Annotated in this window: 14 protein-coding genes; 10 read left to right on the top strand and 4 right to left on the bottom strand. The window is 70.1% G+C overall.

Translation table 11 applies throughout. The features are described 5' to 3' along the window. Positions 1 to 513: 513 nt before the first annotated feature. Positions 514 to 951 carry a 30S ribosome-binding factor RbfA gene (gene rbfA, locus AB2L57_RS12605; protein ID WP_292813837.1) on the top strand — a complete coding sequence of 146 codons (438 nt, stop codon included), beginning with the start codon at positions 514 to 516 and terminating at the stop codon, positions 949 to 951. On the opposite strand, the gene AB2L57_RS12600 is transcribed toward rbfA, so the two are convergent. Continuing rightward, the gene (locus AB2L57_RS12600) at positions 861 to 1,820 is read right to left on the bottom strand and encodes an A/G-specific adenine glycosylase (RefSeq protein ID WP_409047244.1); all 960 of its coding nucleotides are present in this window, start codon (positions 1,818 to 1,820) and stop codon (positions 861 to 863) included. The two genes, rbfA and AB2L57_RS12600, sit on opposite strands and share 91 nt — an antisense overlap. A 44-nt stretch (positions 1,821 to 1,864) precedes the next feature. Between AB2L57_RS12600 and AB2L57_RS12595 the strand changes: the two genes are divergently transcribed. The 5 genes from AB2L57_RS12595 to AB2L57_RS12575 are packed head-to-tail and all read left to right on the top strand — an operon-like array spanning position 1,865 to position 5,315. Continuing rightward, positions 1,865 to 2,551, top strand: coding sequence for a uridine kinase (locus AB2L57_RS12595; RefSeq protein WP_292813833.1), 687 nt, complete (start codon positions 1,865 to 1,867; stop codon positions 2,549 to 2,551). After that, complete coding sequence (gene truB / locus AB2L57_RS12590) at positions 2,551 to 3,495, top strand: tRNA pseudouridine(55) synthase TruB (RefSeq protein ID WP_409047243.1); 945 nt, start codon at positions 2,551 to 2,553, stop codon at positions 3,493 to 3,495. Before AB2L57_RS12595 ends, truB begins: the two co-directional genes overlap by 1 nt. Further along, a complete protein-coding gene (locus AB2L57_RS12585; RefSeq protein WP_292813828.1) occupies positions 3,492 to 3,860 on the top strand; it encodes a hypothetical protein in 369 nt (122 codons plus the stop codon). The genes truB and AB2L57_RS12585 overlap by 4 nt, the downstream gene beginning before the upstream one ends. A gap of 46 nt (positions 3,861 to 3,906) precedes the next feature. Next, positions 3,907 to 4,359 carry a hypothetical protein gene (locus tag AB2L57_RS12580; protein ID WP_292813825.1) on the top strand — a complete coding sequence of 151 codons (453 nt, stop codon included), beginning with the start codon at positions 3,907 to 3,909 and terminating at the stop codon, positions 4,357 to 4,359. Then, the gene (locus tag AB2L57_RS12575; protein ID WP_292813823.1) at positions 4,356 to 5,315 is read left to right on the top strand and encodes a bifunctional riboflavin kinase/FAD synthetase; all 960 of its coding nucleotides are present in this window, start codon (positions 4,356 to 4,358) and stop codon (positions 5,313 to 5,315) included. Before AB2L57_RS12580 ends, AB2L57_RS12575 begins: the two co-directional genes overlap by 4 nt. Positions 5,316 to 5,354: 39 nt before the next feature. On the opposite strand, the gene deoC is transcribed toward AB2L57_RS12575, so the two are convergent. After that, positions 5,355 to 6,074, bottom strand: coding sequence for a deoxyribose-phosphate aldolase (deoC, locus tag AB2L57_RS12570; protein ID WP_409047242.1), 720 nt, complete (start codon positions 6,072 to 6,074; stop codon positions 5,355 to 5,357). 83 nt (positions 6,075 to 6,157) lie between these two features. On the opposite strand from deoC, the gene AB2L57_RS12565 reads away from it, so the two are divergent. From AB2L57_RS12565 to AB2L57_RS12550, 4 genes are all read left to right on the top strand, one after another. Next, a complete protein-coding gene (locus tag AB2L57_RS12565; RefSeq protein ID WP_292813818.1) occupies positions 6,158 to 6,784 on the top strand; it encodes a hypothetical protein in 627 nt (208 codons plus the stop codon). Positions 6,785 to 7,021: 237 nt separating this feature from the next. Next, positions 7,022 to 9,187, top strand: coding sequence for a DEAD/DEAH box helicase (locus AB2L57_RS12560; protein WP_409047241.1), 2,166 nt, complete (start codon positions 7,022 to 7,024; stop codon positions 9,185 to 9,187). Positions 9,188 to 9,287: 100 nt separating this feature from the next. Further along, positions 9,288 to 10,316, top strand: a complete 1,029-nt coding sequence (locus AB2L57_RS12555; protein WP_292813813.1) for an ATP-dependent 6-phosphofructokinase — start codon at positions 9,288 to 9,290, stop codon at positions 10,314 to 10,316. A 275-nt stretch (positions 10,317 to 10,591) separates the two neighbouring features. Then, positions 10,592 to 11,503, top strand: coding sequence for a hypothetical protein (locus tag AB2L57_RS12550; RefSeq protein WP_409047240.1), 912 nt, complete (start codon positions 10,592 to 10,594; stop codon positions 11,501 to 11,503). A 100-nt stretch (positions 11,504 to 11,603) separates the two neighbouring features. Here the strand turns inward: AB2L57_RS12550 and AB2L57_RS12545 are convergent, their stop codons facing one another. Both AB2L57_RS12545 and AB2L57_RS12540 read right to left on the bottom strand, forming a co-directional pair. Continuing rightward, positions 11,604 to 13,742, bottom strand: a complete 2,139-nt coding sequence (locus AB2L57_RS12545) for a S9 family peptidase (protein ID WP_409048625.1) — start codon at positions 13,740 to 13,742, stop codon at positions 11,604 to 11,606. Between the two features lie 99 nt (positions 13,743 to 13,841). After that, a complete protein-coding gene (locus AB2L57_RS12540; protein ID WP_409047239.1) occupies positions 13,842 to 15,455 on the bottom strand; it encodes an MFS transporter in 1,614 nt (537 codons plus the stop codon). Between the last annotated feature and the right edge of the window lie 69 nt (positions 15,456 to 15,524).

Below are 15,524 nucleotides of genomic sequence, written 5' to 3'. Positions count from 1 at the left end.
GCGGCAGCGCCGCTACGTCCCCACGTAGCGCTGCAACCCTGGGAGCGACGTTGCTCGACGGTGGTGCGAGCGCCAATGTATCCACAGCCGGAGACCGGCGGCAATGTCGGATTCGGCCTGCGTCTGCACCGGCGAGGCCTCGGCGGGGAACCGCTGCAAGCGATTCCACAGGCGCCGGACCGCCGCCCGGATCACCATCCGCGTGGAGCGTTCTCCCAGGTCCGATGCCTAATCGTGCGTGAGCCGCACCGTGCGGCGCTTCGACGAAGCTATTCATGCGCATATTGCCCAGAAGAGCGATGATTGCGCGCAGAGTGATGAGAGTTCACGCTCTGTTTACACGCAAGACCGTGCAGAGTGTTCCCGGAGGTGACGAGCCGAAACACCCGCGTCACACGCTCGTCACGCCGTCGGCATTCGCCTCGGTGCCGGGCGTGCCGCGTCCCGGTCTAGGCTTGTCGCGGCGTGATGGCCGGCATGCCGGCGGCCCGCCCGTGAAGCGAGGAGTACACGATGGTCGACAAAGCGAGGGCGGCGCGTCTCGCCGACCGAATCCGGGTCATCCTGGCCGAACGCCTCGAGCGCGGTCTGCGCGACCCGAGGCTCGGGTTCGTGACACTCACCGATGTCCGGGTCACGGGCGACCTGCAGCATGCCAGCGTCTTCTACACGGTGCTCGGCAGCGACGAGGAGCGCGTCGCCAGCGGCGAGGCGCTCCGCTCGGCCACGGGGATGCTGCGCTCCGAGCTCGGCAAGCAGCTCAACGTGCGCCTCATCCCGACTCTCGAGTTCATCGCCGACGCTCTCCCCGAGAACGCCGATCACATCTCCTCGCTCCTTCGCGAGGCCCGGGAGCGGGATCAGGCTGTCGCGGGCCTGGCGGCTTCCGCGTCGTACGCCGGCGAGTCCGACCCGTACGTCAAGCCGCGTGAGGCCGACGACGAGGAGTGACCGGCGCCGGGCAGGCGCAGCTCGCCCGCCCAGGCTTCGGCGAGACCGTCGGTGATGAGCGAGTCGATCGCCCGGTCGCGCTGCACGGGGTCGGGCCACCCGTCGAGGAGGCCGTCGAGGGCCACGGAGCCCGAGGGCGAGTGCCGGAGCGCCCGGAGGACGGCCCCGCGCGCCTGTCGGTCACTGCCCTCATAACGGGCTTGACGGCGGCGCGCGTCGCCCGTGTCGGGGTAGCCCGCGGCACGCCACGCGCAGGCATCGCGGATCGGGCATTCGTCGCATCGCGCGGTGCGGGCGGTGCACACGAGCGCGCCCAGCTCCATCACCGCGGCGTTGAAGACCGCCGCGGGTTCGCGCTCCCGGGGCAGGAGCGCGTCCATCGCGGCGAGGTCGCGGGCCGAGGGCGGTCCGGGCTGAGACCTCGCATCCACGGCACGTGCGATCACGCGGCGGGTGTTGGTGTCGACGACCGGGTGTCGGTCGCCGTACGCGAAGGTGGCGACCGCTCGGGCGGTGTAGTCACCCACCCCGGTCAGCGCTTTGAGCGCATCGACGTCGCGGGGTACCCGGCCGTCGTGTCTCTCGTGGATCTCGACCGCCGCGCGGTGCATCCACAGCGCGCGACGCGGGTAGCCGAGGTTCGCCCACTGGTGCACGGCGTCGGCCGGCGCGGAGGCGGCGAGATCGGCCGGTGTCGGCCACCGTGCCAGCCAGACCTCGAGGTGGGGGATCACCCGCGCGACGGGGGTCTGCTGCAGCATGAACTCGCTGACGAGCACCCCCCACGCACCGAAACCCTGGCGGCGCCAGGGCAGATCGCGGGCGGACGCGGCATACCACCGCTGGAGATCGGCTGCGGGCACGGGCACGCGTGCCAGCCTAAGCCGCGGCGGCACGGCCGTAGGCTGGAGGGATGCGCCTGCCCGTCACCGCCCGCACGACTCTGCTGCGCGATCTGCGCGACGAGGCTCGCGGGCACCACGGCAAGGGCCGGGTCATCATCGCGGTCGATGGCAGAGACGGCGCGGGTAAGACGATCTTCGCCGACGGACTGGCCGAGGTGATCGCCGAGGGCGGCACACACGTCTTCCGCGCCTCCGTCGATGGATTCCACCGCTCCCGCGCGGAGCGCTACGCCCGCGGCCGCGACAGTGCCGAGGGGTACTACCGGGACTCGTACGACCACGCGACGCTGCGCCGTGTGCTGATCGACCCCTTCCGCGACGGGAGCCGGGCCGCGGCATCCATCGGCTTCCAGCTGGCGGCGTGGGACGTCGTGCGCGATGCGCCGGTCGAGGCCCGCTGGGTGACGGGCCCGGAGGACGCGGTGCTCGTCCTCGACGGCATATTCACCCTGCGTCCCGAACTGCGTCAGCTGTGGGACTGGTCGGTGTGGCTCGATGTGCCCGCCGACGTCGCCTTCGAGCGGATGGCGCTGCGCGATGGCACGGATGCCGACCCCGATGCCGCGGGCAACCGGCGGTACCGCGAGGGGCACGATCTGTATCTGCGCGAGGCGGGTCCCCGCGAGTGGGCATCGGCGATCGTCGACAACGCCGATCCCGAGCATCCGCGCCGCGTCCCACGGGAGGTGCGCTGATGGCCGCCGAGCCCGGGATGCTGCTCGTCGACAAGCCCGGGGGGCTGACCAGTCACGACGTCGTGGCCCGCGCGCGGCGGGCGATGGGCACGCGCAAGATCGGGCACGCGGGCACCCTCGATCCGATGGCGACGGGCCTGCTGGTGCTGGGGGTGGAGTCCGCGACCCGACTGCTGACGTTCGTCGTCGGACTCGACAAGACCTATGAGGCCACCATCCGCCTGGGCGCGGCGACCGATACGGACGATGCGGAGGGTGAGGTGATCGCCCGGGCACAACGGTCCGCGATCGAAGCGGTCACGGGGACGGGCATCGCCGCCGGGGTCGCCGCCCTCACCGGACCCATCTCCCAGGTGCCGAGCACCGTCTCGGCGATCAAGGTCGACGGCCGTCGCGCGTATGACCTTGCGCGCGAGGGTGTCGACGTGCAGCTGAGGTCCCGGGCCGTGACGGTCTCACGTTTCGAGGTGCGTGCACAGCGCCGCACAGAGGAGTTCGTCGACCTCGATGTGGTGGTCGACTGCTCCAGCGGCACCTACATCCGAGCCCTCGCGCGCGACCTCGGGCGCGACCTAGGTACAGGCGGACACCTCACAGCGCTGCGTCGCACGCGTGTGGGCCCCTTCGACGTCGCCGACGCCGTGACGCCGGACGGGATCGGCGCGCAGGCTCTGCGGGACCCGGCCGAGGTCGCAGCGACCGTTCTCGGGCGCTTTTCCGTCAGCGATGACGAAGCGCGGGCGCTGTGGCAGGGCAAACGGCTCCCGAATGCGGCGCCGAGGCTCCGGGCCGAGCGTGCGGCGGCGATCACCGCGTCGGGGATGCTCGTGGGCGTGGTCGAGCGCCGCGGCGAGGATGTCAAGAGCGTGATGAACCTTCCCGCGCCGCCGCAGCAGCCGCGGGCCGCGGCGGGGGAGATTCCCATCGGAGGGGACGACGAATGATCCTGTGGTTCACGATCGTCCAGGTCGCGACCGCGGTCGCCGCGGGACTGCTGTGCCTCGTCGCGGGACTCGCGGGACGCCGACCGAGCGATTTCACGGTGGGATCGCTCGCCCTGATCGAACTGCTCCTGCTGGCGCAGGTCGTGATCGCGATCATCGCGCCCTTCGCCGGCAACCCGCCCACCGGCAGCGCACTGGAGTACTGGGTCTACCTGGTCTCGGCCGTCCTCCTGCCCTTCGGCGGGGTGGCGTGGGCTCTCATCGAGCGCAGCCGGTGGAGCACCGTCATCATGGGCGTCGTCGCGCTGTCGGTGGCGGTCATGGTGTGGCGCATGCAGGTGATCTGGACCGTGCAGATCGCGTGAGCTGCGGCCGGCGACGGTGACCCGTCGGCTTAGGATTGGAGCCGCCATGTCCACACCCGCACGCACCCGCCGCATGTCCGGAATAGGTCGCGTCCTCGTCATCGTGTACGCGGTGATGGCGCTCGCGGCAACCGGTCGCTCCTTCGTCCAGATCGCCGAGCGCTTCGACGAAGCCCCGGTCGCCTACACGCTCTCGGCCGTGTCGGCGCTCGTCTACATCGTCGCCACTCTCGCCCTCGTGTTCGCGGGCAGTCGCGCCTGGTACCTCGTCGCGTGGGTGGCGATCGCGTTCGAGCTGGTGGGGGTGCTCGTCGTCGGAACACTGAGTCTCACGCTGGCCGAGCTGTTCCAGCATCCCAGCGTCTGGTCGGTGTTCGGATACGGGTACCTCTTCGTTCCGCTGGTGCTGCCCTTCTTCGGCATCTGGTGGCTCGTGACGCACCCGCCGCGCCGCGCGGACGTCGCAGCTGTCGATCCGGTGATGGAGAGCGCACGATGATCCTCTGGAACGACCCGACCGAGGTACCCGATGATTTCGGCCCGAGCGTCGTCGCCATCGGAAAGTTCGACGGGCTGCACGCGGGCCACAGGGCCATCATCGAGCGGATGCTGGTCGACGCGGCTGGCACGGGCGCACGAACCGCCGCCGTGACCTTCGATCGGCACCCGCTCGCCGTCCTCGCGCCCGAGAAGTGCCCGCCCGCGCTGGTCGGCGTCACGCAGAAGGCGGCCCTGCTGGCGTCGACCGGAATCGATGCGACGCTCATGCTGCACTTCGACGAGGCGCTGGCACACGAGGAGGCCGAGGCCTTCGTGCGCCGCGTGCTCGTTGACGCCCTGCACGCGCGCACGGTGCTCGTCGGGCAGGACTTCCGGTTCGGACGCGGGGGAGCGGGCGATGTTCGCCTGCTGCAGACGATGGGTGCCGAGCTGGGCTTCCGCGTCGACGAGATCGCCGACGTGCGCAGCGTCGACGGACGCCGCGTCTCGTCGACCTGGATCCGCGAACTGCTCGCGGCCGGCGAGGTCGCCGATGCATCCAAGCTCCTCGGTCGCCCCGCGGCCGTCTGGGGCGAGGTCGTGCACGGGGCGAAGCGCGGCCGCGAGCTCGGGTTCCCGACCGCCAATCTCGCACGCGATCTCGAGGGCTTCATCCCCGCCGACGGTGTCTACGCGGGCTGGCTGCTCGATGGATCTTCGGCCCACGAGGCCGGATCCCATGTGCGGTACCCGGCCGCGATCTCGGTGGGCGACAACCCGACCTTCGACGACGTCGCCGCGCGGCAGGTCGAGGCGTACGTGCTCGATCAGACGGATCTCGACCTGTACGGGCACGAGGTGGAGGTGCAGTTCGTGCACCGCATCCGCGGCATGGTGGCCTTCCGCGGCATCGAGGCGCTCAAAGACCAGATGACCGACGATGTGACCCGCACCCGCGAGGCGCTGCGACCCTGACGCACCCACCCGGCTCAGCGCCGGAGCGGGCCACCGTGGTCAGTAGGACGAGTCGTCGGTCGCCGCCGACGCCTGTGCACCCGCAAGGCGGGCGCGCAGTTCGCCCAGGATCGTCGCGCTCGCGCTCGTGCCGAGGCGCGTCGCCCCGGCCTCGATCATCTCGAGCGCCGTGTCGAGGCCGCGCACGCCGCCCGACGCCTTCACCTGGACGACGGGTCCGACGCTCGCGCGCATCAGCCGCACGTGCGGCACCGTCGCGCCGCCGCCGGCGAAGCCCGTCGACGTCTTGACGAAGGACGCGCCCGCCGCCTCCGTGAGCCTGCTGCCGAGGGCGATTTGCGCGTCGTCGAGATACGACGTCTCGAGGATCACCTTCGTGATCCGGCCCGCTGCCGACGCGACGACGGCCGCGATGTCATCGCGCACGACGTCGTCGAACCCGGAGCGCAGCGCCCCGATGTTGACCACCATGTCGAACTCGGACGCGCCGTCTTCGTGAGCCCGGCGCAGTTCGGCCACCTTCGCGGCGCTCGAGGTAGTGCCGTGCGGAAAGCCGATGACGGTGCCCACGGCCACACCCGTGCCCTCGAGCCGCCGGACGGCGTGCGCGATGTCGGAGGGGCGCACGCAGACGCTGAACACACCCCACTCGGCGGCGATGGCGAGTTCGGCGTCCACCTCCGCGCGGGTGAGCTGGGGCTTGAGGATCGCGTGGTCGATCGTGGCAGCCAGCGCGGATTCGGTGATGTCGATCGGCATCCCTCCAGCCTACGCGGGCGGGTCGGCGGATGCGCGGGTGCCGTCGCGGATAGGGTCGTGGTGCCCCGTCCTCTGGAGGAGACATGCGCACCGATACGCCCCGCAGCCGCCGTGCCCTCACGGCGGTCCTCGCGTCCGCCGCCCTGGCCCTGGCCGGCTGCGTGCCCGAGCCCGGACCGACTCCGAGCTCGACCGGCGACCCGTCGCCCGCGCAGTCCACTCCCGGCGCGACGCCGTCGGCCAGTGCGTCGGCGGATGCCGGCGCAGGCGATGACATCGCGCTTCCCGCCCGGTGCGAAGACATCTACTCCGCCGACATGCTCGCGACGCTCACCGAGCAGAACCCGCCGCTGAACGATCCGGGCGTGACGATGTATTCGAGCCAGATCGTCGAGGCGCTGGAGGTCATCGAATCCGGGGCGCCCAGCATCCGCTGCTCGTGGGGGGTCCCATCCGAGGTGGGGCTGGCCACGAACGTCACCATCGTCGACACGGCCCAGGCGACTCTGCTGCGCGAAACTCTGCCGGCCAAGGGCCTCGTCTGCGAAGAGGCTGGGCAGGGCACGCTGTGCACCATGTCGGGCACGAATGACGTCGCCGACTTCGGCGAGACGCACTACCTGCGCGGCAACGGCTGGATCTCGACGCACTGGATCAACTACGACCCCGAGGGGTACACCGACGACATCGTCGGGATGCTGTGGGGCTGATCACTGCGCCGGCACTGACGCGCGGGCGCTGCTTCGTGCCTGCGCGGGCATGATGCCCTAGAATGTCGGAGGGGACAGACGCCGCCGCCGTATTGGGCAACGCACCTCGAGTGTCGTACGCGTCGACCCCGTCCGTTTCTGTCACGGCCCCAGGTCGCCCACGGACATCGAACCGCTCGCCGGCCCCCGCGCCGGAGACCACGCCGGATATCGCCGGCGCACACGCTCAGGAGGAGCATGCCGACCACGGCGCAACCACAGTTGCAGCGACGTCGCAAGACGTCGTCCGCTCGTCGCGACGACGACGCCCCGCTGATCCCGATCCTCGCCCGCAAGGTGCGCGAGGTCGAGGCCAAGGCGCAGCGCGGAAAGCTGGGGCCCACGAACAGAGTCAAGTTCCAGGTGATCGCCTTTCTCGTGCGTGAGGAGCGGGCGCGCGTCAAGGCCGATCAGTCGGTCGCCGACGCCGTGCGCGCCGAGCTGCTCAAGCGCCTGGACGGAGTGGCCACCATCCTGGCGAAGACCGCCGCGCGCGACACGTCGCTCATCCAGCTGCTCGAAGCCGACCAGGCGGCGTCGCCGGTCGCACGACGCATGCGACGTGACTGGCTGCTCGAATCCGGCGCCGAGCTTCCGGCCGACGAGCTGATCATCACCGATGTCGCACCGCCCGCGACGCCCGTGGTTCCCGCGGCCCTCGCAGAGCGGCAGGTCACCCCGCCCGCGATCGAGGCGCGGCAGATGGCCAACCCGTTCCTGGCCCCCGATCTGACCAAGCTGGCGCCCGCCACCACCCCGCGCCGCCGTCTCGACGGCTGGGAGCTGATGGGTCCGCTCTACAAGGCGTTCGAGATCGGTGCGGGCGGTGCTGCAGCATCGATGGAGCTTCCCCCCGTGCCCGAGTTCGATCGACTCTCGCCCAAGGGACGCGAGGTGATGGCGCACCAGTCGCGATTCCTCGAGGCGGTGCGCGAGGGCCACCGCACGTTCCTCCTGGCCGACGAGCCGGGTCTCGGAAAGACCGCCCAGTCGCTGCTGGCCGCCTCGGTCGCGGACGCGTACCCGCTGCTTGCCGTGGTGCCCAACGTCGTGAAGATGAACTGGGCGCGCGAGGTCGAGCGGTGGACGCCGCAGCGCCGGGCAACCGTCATCCAGGGCGACGGTGACACGATCGACGCCTTCGCCGACGTTTTCATCGTCAACTACGAGATCCTCGACCGGCACCTGTCCTGGCTCAGCTCCCTCGGCCTCAAGGGCATGGTGGTCGACGAGGCCCACTTCATCAAGAACCTCACCTCGCAGCGGTCGCAGAACGTCCTCGCGCTGGCCGGTCGCATGCGCCAGGCATCCCCCGGCGCCGACCCGCTGCTGCTCGCTCTCACCGGTACGCCGCTGATCAACGATGTCGAGGACTTCGACGCGATCTGGCGCTTCCTCGGCTGGACCAACGGCGAGAAGCCCGGTCCCGAGCTGATGGAGAAGCTCGATGCCACGGGACTCACCCCCGCCGACAAGGCCTTCTATCCCGAGGCGCGTGACGCGGTCATCTCGATGGGCATCGTGCGGCGCAAGAAGAAGGACGTCGCGGCTGACCTGCCCGACAAGCTGATCGCCGACCTGCCCGTCGAGCTCGACGACGACTTCGGTCGCTCGATCCGGGCGGCCGAGCGCGAGCTCGCGGAGCGCCTCGCGGCACGATACCAGCGCATCATCGACGCGCGGGGCTCGCGCGGACGCGGCGAAGGCCTCGGGGATGAGATCGACGAGGACATCGTGCGCCTCGTCGCGCAGAACGAGCTCGACGAGTCCAAGGCGGCCTCCAGCGGCAGCGAGAACGTCTTCACGATGGTGCGCCGCATCGGTCAGGCCAAGGCGCACCTGGCCGCGGATTATGCGGCGCAGCTGCAGCGTTCGGTGGGCAAGGTGGTCTTCTTCGCCAAGCACATCGACGTCATGGACCAGGCCGAGGCGCACTTCGCGTCGGTGGGCGTGCGCACGGTGTCGATCCGCGGCGATCAGACGACACCGGCGCGTCAGGACGCGATCGACGCCTTCAACGGCGACCCCGAGGTGGGCATCGCGGTCTGCTCGCTCACGGCGGCGGGCGTCGGCCTCAACCTGCAGGCCGCGTCGAACGTCGTGCTCGCGGAGCTCTCGTGGACGGCGGCCGAGCAGACGCAGGCGATCGACCGCGTGCACCGCATCGGCCAGGACGAGCCCGTTACGGCGTGGCGGATCATCGCGGCGCACACCATCGACACCAAGATCGCCGAGCTGATCGACTCGAAGCAGTCGCTCGCACTGCGGGCGCTCGATGGCGTCGCGGTCGAGCCCGGCTCGAGCGATTCGGTGCAGCTGAGCGCGCTCATGCACCTCACGCGGTCGGCGCTCTCGGGCTACTAGCGGCGGCGCCGCGCCGTGTGGCAGGCGCCCGCGTCCGGCGATAGTGTCGGATGCGGCAGCGTCGCCGATTCGCACCCCCCCCGACAGCAAGGACCACACCATGAAGATCGGCATCCTCACGAGCGGCGGCGACTGCCCCGGTCTGAACGCGGTCATCCGCGGCGTCGTGCTCAAGGGGACGACGGCCTACGATCTCGAGTTCGTGGGGATCCGCGACGGATGGCGCGGGGTCGTCGACGGAGACTTCTTCCCGTTGACTCGCCATGAGGTCAAGGGCCTGTCCAAGGTGGGCGGCACCATCCTCGGCACGAGCCGCACCAACCCTTATGAGGGCCCGCGCGGTGGGGCGGAGAACATCGCCAAGACGATGTACGGGCACCGCCTCGACGGCATCATCGCCATCGGGGGAGAGGGCACCCTGGCCGCCGCCAACCGGCTGGCGGGCGACGGCATCAACGTCATCGGCGTGCCCAAGACGATCGACAACGATCTGCGAGCCACCGACTACTCCTTCGGCTTCGACACGGCCGTCAACATCGCGACCGACGCGATGGATCGACTTCGCACCACGGGCGACTCGCACCAGCGCTGCATGGTCGCCGAGGTCATGGGGCGCCACGTCGGCTGGATCGCCCTGCACGCAGGCATCGCGGCGGGGGCGCACGCGATCCTCATCCCCGAGGTGCCGATGTCGATCGACGACATCACCGCTCTGGTGTCGCGTGCCCACGATCGCGGGCGGGCGCCGCTGGTCGTCGTGTCCGAGGGCTTCACCCTCACCGGCATGGACGAGGCATACTCCGACAAGGGGTTGGACGCGTTCAACCGTCCCCGCCTCGGCGGGATCAGCGAGGTCCTCGCGCCCGAGATCGAGCGGATCACCGGCATCGAGACCCGCGCGACGGTGCTCGGTCACATCCAGCGCGGTGGCGCTCCGTCCGGCTTCGATCGCGTGCTCGCGACGCGCCTCGGTCTGCACGCCGCGGACGCCGTCGTCGAGGGAGCCTGGGGCCAGATGGTCGCGCTTCGCGGTACCGACATCGTGCGGGTGCCCTTCGCCGACGCGCTGGGTGAGCTCAACACCGTGCCCCGCTACCGCTACGACGAGGCCGCCGCCCTCTTCGGCTAGCGCCGGCCCCGCTCATGCGTGTCCCGATTTCTGTCGTCTCGCCTGCGCGCGAGCGACAGAAATCGGGACATCCCCGGTGAGCCGACGATCCTCTCTCCTCCGGGTGTCCCGATTTCCGTCGCTGAGGTGCGCCGGAGGCGACGAGTTCTGGGACATTGCCGGAGAGTGCGCTGTGCTCGCTCGACGCCTACTCCTCAGCAGGGGTGCGGGCGACAGCATCCACCGTTCGTCGCTCGGCCACGGCGAGCGATGCGCCAGACGCGGATGCTGGCGGGATGCACGAGCCCTATGCTTTGCCCGACGATCTCGCCGGACCCTTCTCCGTTCGTGACGCTGCCGCCCTCGGAATCGGACCCGAACGCCTGCGGCGGCAGGATCTGCGCCGCCCGTATCCCGGGGTGCGCGTGCGCGCATCACTCCCGCCCGCGGACACGTTGCGGGATCAAGTCAGGGAGTATTCGCCGAGGCTGCGACCGGGGCAGTTCTTCTCTCATGAGACGGCGTTGGCTCTTTACGGTGTTCCGACGCCTCCATGGCCCCATCGCACGGCGATCCATGTCTCGGCCTATCGTCCCGCCCGCGAGCCGCGTACCCCCGGGGTCGTCGGTCATCGTCTGCAGCACCGAGAGCCTGCGTGGAGCGATGACCTCCTGGGCATACCGATCGAGTCGCCCGTGCGCGCGTGGCGTCAGGCCGGCATGACCTGGCGGCTCGACGATCTCGTCGCGGCTGCGGATCATCTGCTCTCCGCATCGCCGCTGGCGATCGAAGACCTGCGGTCGGAGGTCGAGACGATGGGTGACCCGCGCGGGATCCTGCGCGCCGCTCTTGTCTTGACCCGTGTCGGGGTCAGATCTCCTCGTGAGAGCACGCTTCGCCTCGTCCTCGCGCGGGGCGGACTTCCGGAGCCCGAGATCAACTGGATCCTCCGCGACGAGCACGGGATGCCGGTGGCCGAGCTGGATCTGGCATTTCCCCGATGGCGTGTGTGTCCCGAGTACGACGGCCGGGTTCATGAGCTCGACGGTGGGCAGTTCGCCCGCGACGTCGACCGGTGGGACCGCATCCGTCGGGAGGGCTGGGAACACGTGCGCATCATGCGGCATCACATGCGCGGCGGGGGTGCTGAAGCGGTTCGCCGTGTGCGCGATGCGCTTCTTCGTGCCGGCTGGCGTCCGCCGCAGTAGCGAGCTCGCGCTCGCTCGTGCGTGTCCCACTTCTTGTCGCCGCCCGCACCCCGAGGCGACGGAAATCGGGACACGCGAAGCCGACCGAGGGATGCTGCGCTCAGGCGTCGGCGGCACCGACCACATCGAGCAGCCAGGCGAGCTCGAATGCGCGCTCGCGCCAGGCGTTGTATCGCCCGGATACGCCGCCGTGCCCGGCGACCATCTCGCACTTGAGCAGAGCGTCGGCGCCCACCTCGCGCAGACGCGCAACCCACTTCGCGGGTTCGACGTACATCACGCGGGTGTCGTTGAGCGAGGTGACCGCGAGGATGCGCGGATAGGCGACACCCTCCCGCACGTTCTCGTAGGGGGTGTAGGACTTCATGTACGCGTACACATCAGCGTCATGCAGCGGGTTGCCCCACTCGTCCCACTCGATGACCGTCAGCGGAAGTGACGGATCGAGGATCGTCGTCAGCGCGTCGACGAAGGGCACCTCGGCCAGGACGCCCGCGAACAGCTCGGGTGCAAGATTCGCAATGGCGCCCATCAGCAGGCCGCCGGCGCTCCCGCCCTCGGCGACCATACGATCGGGGCTCGTGTAGCCCGCCTCCACCAGGTGCCGTGCCGCGTCGACGAAGTCGGTGAAGGTGTTGCGTTTGCGGGTCAGCTTGCCGTCTTCGTACCACTGCCGACCCATCTCTCCGCCGCCGCGCACGTGGGCGACCGCGAAGATCACTCCGCGATCGAGTTCCGACAGGCGGGCCACGGAGAAGCGGGGCTCGATCGAGTGCTCGTACGAGCCGTAGCCGTAGAGGTGAAGTGCGCGGACAGACGCACCCGCCTCACCGAACGAGCGCTTCCACACGAGGGAGATCGGCACCTGCGTACCGTCGGCGGCCGTCGCCCAGACGCGGGCCTGCGCGTAGTCCTGCGCGCTGTAGCCGCCGAGCACGGGCTGCCGCTTGCGCAGCAGCAGCCTGCGGTCGGCGAGGCGGTAGTCGTAGACGGTGTTCGGCGTGACGAAGGAGTCGTATCCCAGCCGCAGCATCGGCGGTGCCCACTCCCGGTTGCCGCCGAATCCCGCAGTGTAGAGCGGTTCGTCGAACTCCAGCTCCTCGATGCCGCCCGTGCCGTAGTCGAGCAGTCCGGTGCGCGCGAGACCTCCCCGGCGGTACTCGATCGTCGCGAAGTCGCGGAAGCAGTCCACATCGAGCAGACGGACACCGGGGGAGTGGGCGACGACGACCGTGCGCGGCGCCGAGGGGTCGGATGCCGGAACCCGCACGAGTTCGAAATCCAGAGCCTGATCGTTGTGGAGGATGTAGAGGGTGTCCTCTCCGTCGATCACGGCGTGGTCGACGGAGTACTCCACGCCCTCGACCCGCGGCCACACGACGCGCGGCGCCGCACCGAGGTCGTCGGCGGGCACGAGCCAGTACTCGGAGGTGATGGAGGACCCGAGTCCGATGACGAGGTACTTCTCGCTGCGGGTGAACCCACCGCCCAGCCAGTACCGCTCGTCGGCTTCGTGGAAGATGCGTACGTCGTCCTCGAGGGGCGCGCCGACGGTGTGGGCCCAGAGGGTATCGGGACGCCACGCGTCGTCGACGGTGGTGTAGACGATGGTCGCGCCGTCGGGCGAGAACTCCGCGCCCGACGCGGTGCCGGAGATCTCGTCGCTCAGCTGTTCGCCGGTCTCGAGATCGCGCACGCGCACGGTGTACCGCTCGTCTCCCGTGACGTCGACTCCGTACAGCATCCTGCGGCCGTCGTCGCTGACATCGAACGATCCGAGCGAGAAGAACTCGTGTCCCTCGGCTTCAACGTTGGCATCGAGCAGGACCTGCTCGCCGGGCACGTCGACGCCGGGCTCCAGCTGGGGCGGTGTCCAGTCATCGGGGGAGGCCAGGGGTGCACGGCACTGGATGCCGTACTGCTTGCCCTCGACCGTGCGACCGTAGTACCACCACTCCCCGCGGCGTGAGGGCACCGAAAGGTCGGTCTCGAGTGTGCGGCCCTTGATCTCGTCGAAGATGCGCTCGCGCAGGCGCTCGAGGTGCGCGGTGCGGACCTCGGTATACGCGTTCTCTGCCTCGAGGTGCGCGATGACGTCGGCATCGTCTTTCGCCCGCATCCACTCGTACGGGTCGTCGATGCTGTCGCCGTGGTGCTCGCGCGGCTGCGGCCGGCGCGCGGCGACGGGAGCGCCGGCCTCACCAGCGTGGTCTGCGGGGCGGGGGGATGCCGGGGTCAGGGCGTCATCGATGCTCACGTATCCACGCTATCCGAGCGAGCAGACCCGCCGACCCACGGTGCTCAGGCGGCGGCGATGAGGCGGCTGACCGGGGCGCGCTCAAGACGCGCGCCGGCGCGCACCGGCGGTGGTCAAGACGTCGTTCGGGATGCCGCGGGAGAACAGCAGCGCAAAGAGCGCCAGCGCGATGAGACCGAAGAACGCCGTGCGCAGCGAAGCGAGCTGCGAGTCGGTGTAGACCCGGGCGAGGAGCACCGCGTCGGCATCGCTCAAGCCCGCCTCCCTCGCGATGTCGGGGATGCTCGCGGCCGGGAGGATCTCGACGCCGCCGGCCGTCCGTTCGCTCACGGTCTGCCGGACCTCGTCGGGGAGAGCCGACTGGGCGATACCCGCCGCGAACGACGTGGCGAGGGAGCCGATGAGCACCGACCCGATGAGAGCCGTGCCGAGCGAGGAACCGAGGTTCTGGAAGACGCCCTGCATGCCCCCGACTTCGCTCGTGTCCTTCTCGGTCACGGCCGACATGTTGACATTGCCCAGCTGCGAGGCGAGGAGCCCGAGCGCCGCCCCCGCGCAGAACATGCCGATCCCGAAGGGCCACCCCGACAACTCCGGATCGATGGCGGAGAGCAGCACGACGCAGCTGGCCACGAGGACGACCTGACCCGTGCGGACGATCCTGCGCGGCGACCACGTCGTGGCCAGGCGCGTGCCGAGGATCGAGAAGAGGATGAGCGAGAGCGAGAGCGGGAAGATGCGCACGCCCGTCTGGAGGGCGTCGAGGCCCAGCGTCATCTGCAGGTACACCGGCACCATGAAGAACAACCCGGCCGTGACCGCATACTGTCCCCCCAGCGCGCCGAGGCCGCTGCGCAGCTGCAGCAGCTGCAGCAGCTCCACGTGCAGGAGAGGGTCGCGACCGGTGGCGCTGAGCCGCCGCTGTCGAGCGACGAACACGAACAGCAGCGCCGCCCCCGCGACCACGAACCAGGCCGAGAGCGAGACTCCGAGGGGTGCGACCGCGACGCCGGCGATCACCGGTGGATGCGCGGGAATGATCCAGCCCCAGGTCTTGCTCTGCAGCATCCCGAAGATGAGGAGGACAAGACCGAGCGCCGACACGAGCACGCTCGGCGCATCGATCCGCACCGCGCGCGGAGCCGCGGCCTGGGGGATGCTGCGGGCCAGCAGCACGACGACGGCCATGATGACGACCTCGGCGACGAAGACGTACCGCCAGTTCGCGTAGGTGGTCACGGCGCCGCCGATGAGGGGACCGGCAGCCACGGCGGCGCCGGACACGGCGCCGATCGTCGCGAACGCCGTGATGCGCGCCCGACCGGTGTAGTTGTCGGCGATGAGGGCCGCGACCGCGGGGATGACCAGAACCGCCCCGAGCCCCTCGATGATCGACCATCCGAGGAACAGCACGCCCATCGTGGGACTGAGCGCGGTGACGAGGGAGCCGACCGCGTAGATGATGGAGCCGATCACGAGCGCACGGCGTCGGCCCCACACATCACCCAGCTTGGCGCCGAGCAGCATGAAGGCCGCCATCGTGAGCGTGTAGAAGGTGATGGCGGCCTGCATGGAGGCGACGCTGCTGTCGAGGTCCTCGACCACCGTCGCGATCGAGACGTTCATCACGGTGCCATCCAGCACCATCACGAACTGCGCGCACCCGAGGATGACGACGACGGACCATTTCTTCATGCCCTGCCCGACCTTCGGCCGGCTGCACGGGAGGGGCCGGCTGCCGCTCAGTCAATACCCCCCGGGCGA

It is taken from the genome of Microbacterium sp. HA-8 (assembly GCF_046111165.1).
GTDB lineage: Bacteria > Actinomycetota > Actinomycetes > Actinomycetales > Microbacteriaceae > Microbacterium.
The sequence above is the reverse complement of the archived record's forward strand: the minus strand, read 5'-3'. Positions and strand labels throughout refer to the sequence as shown.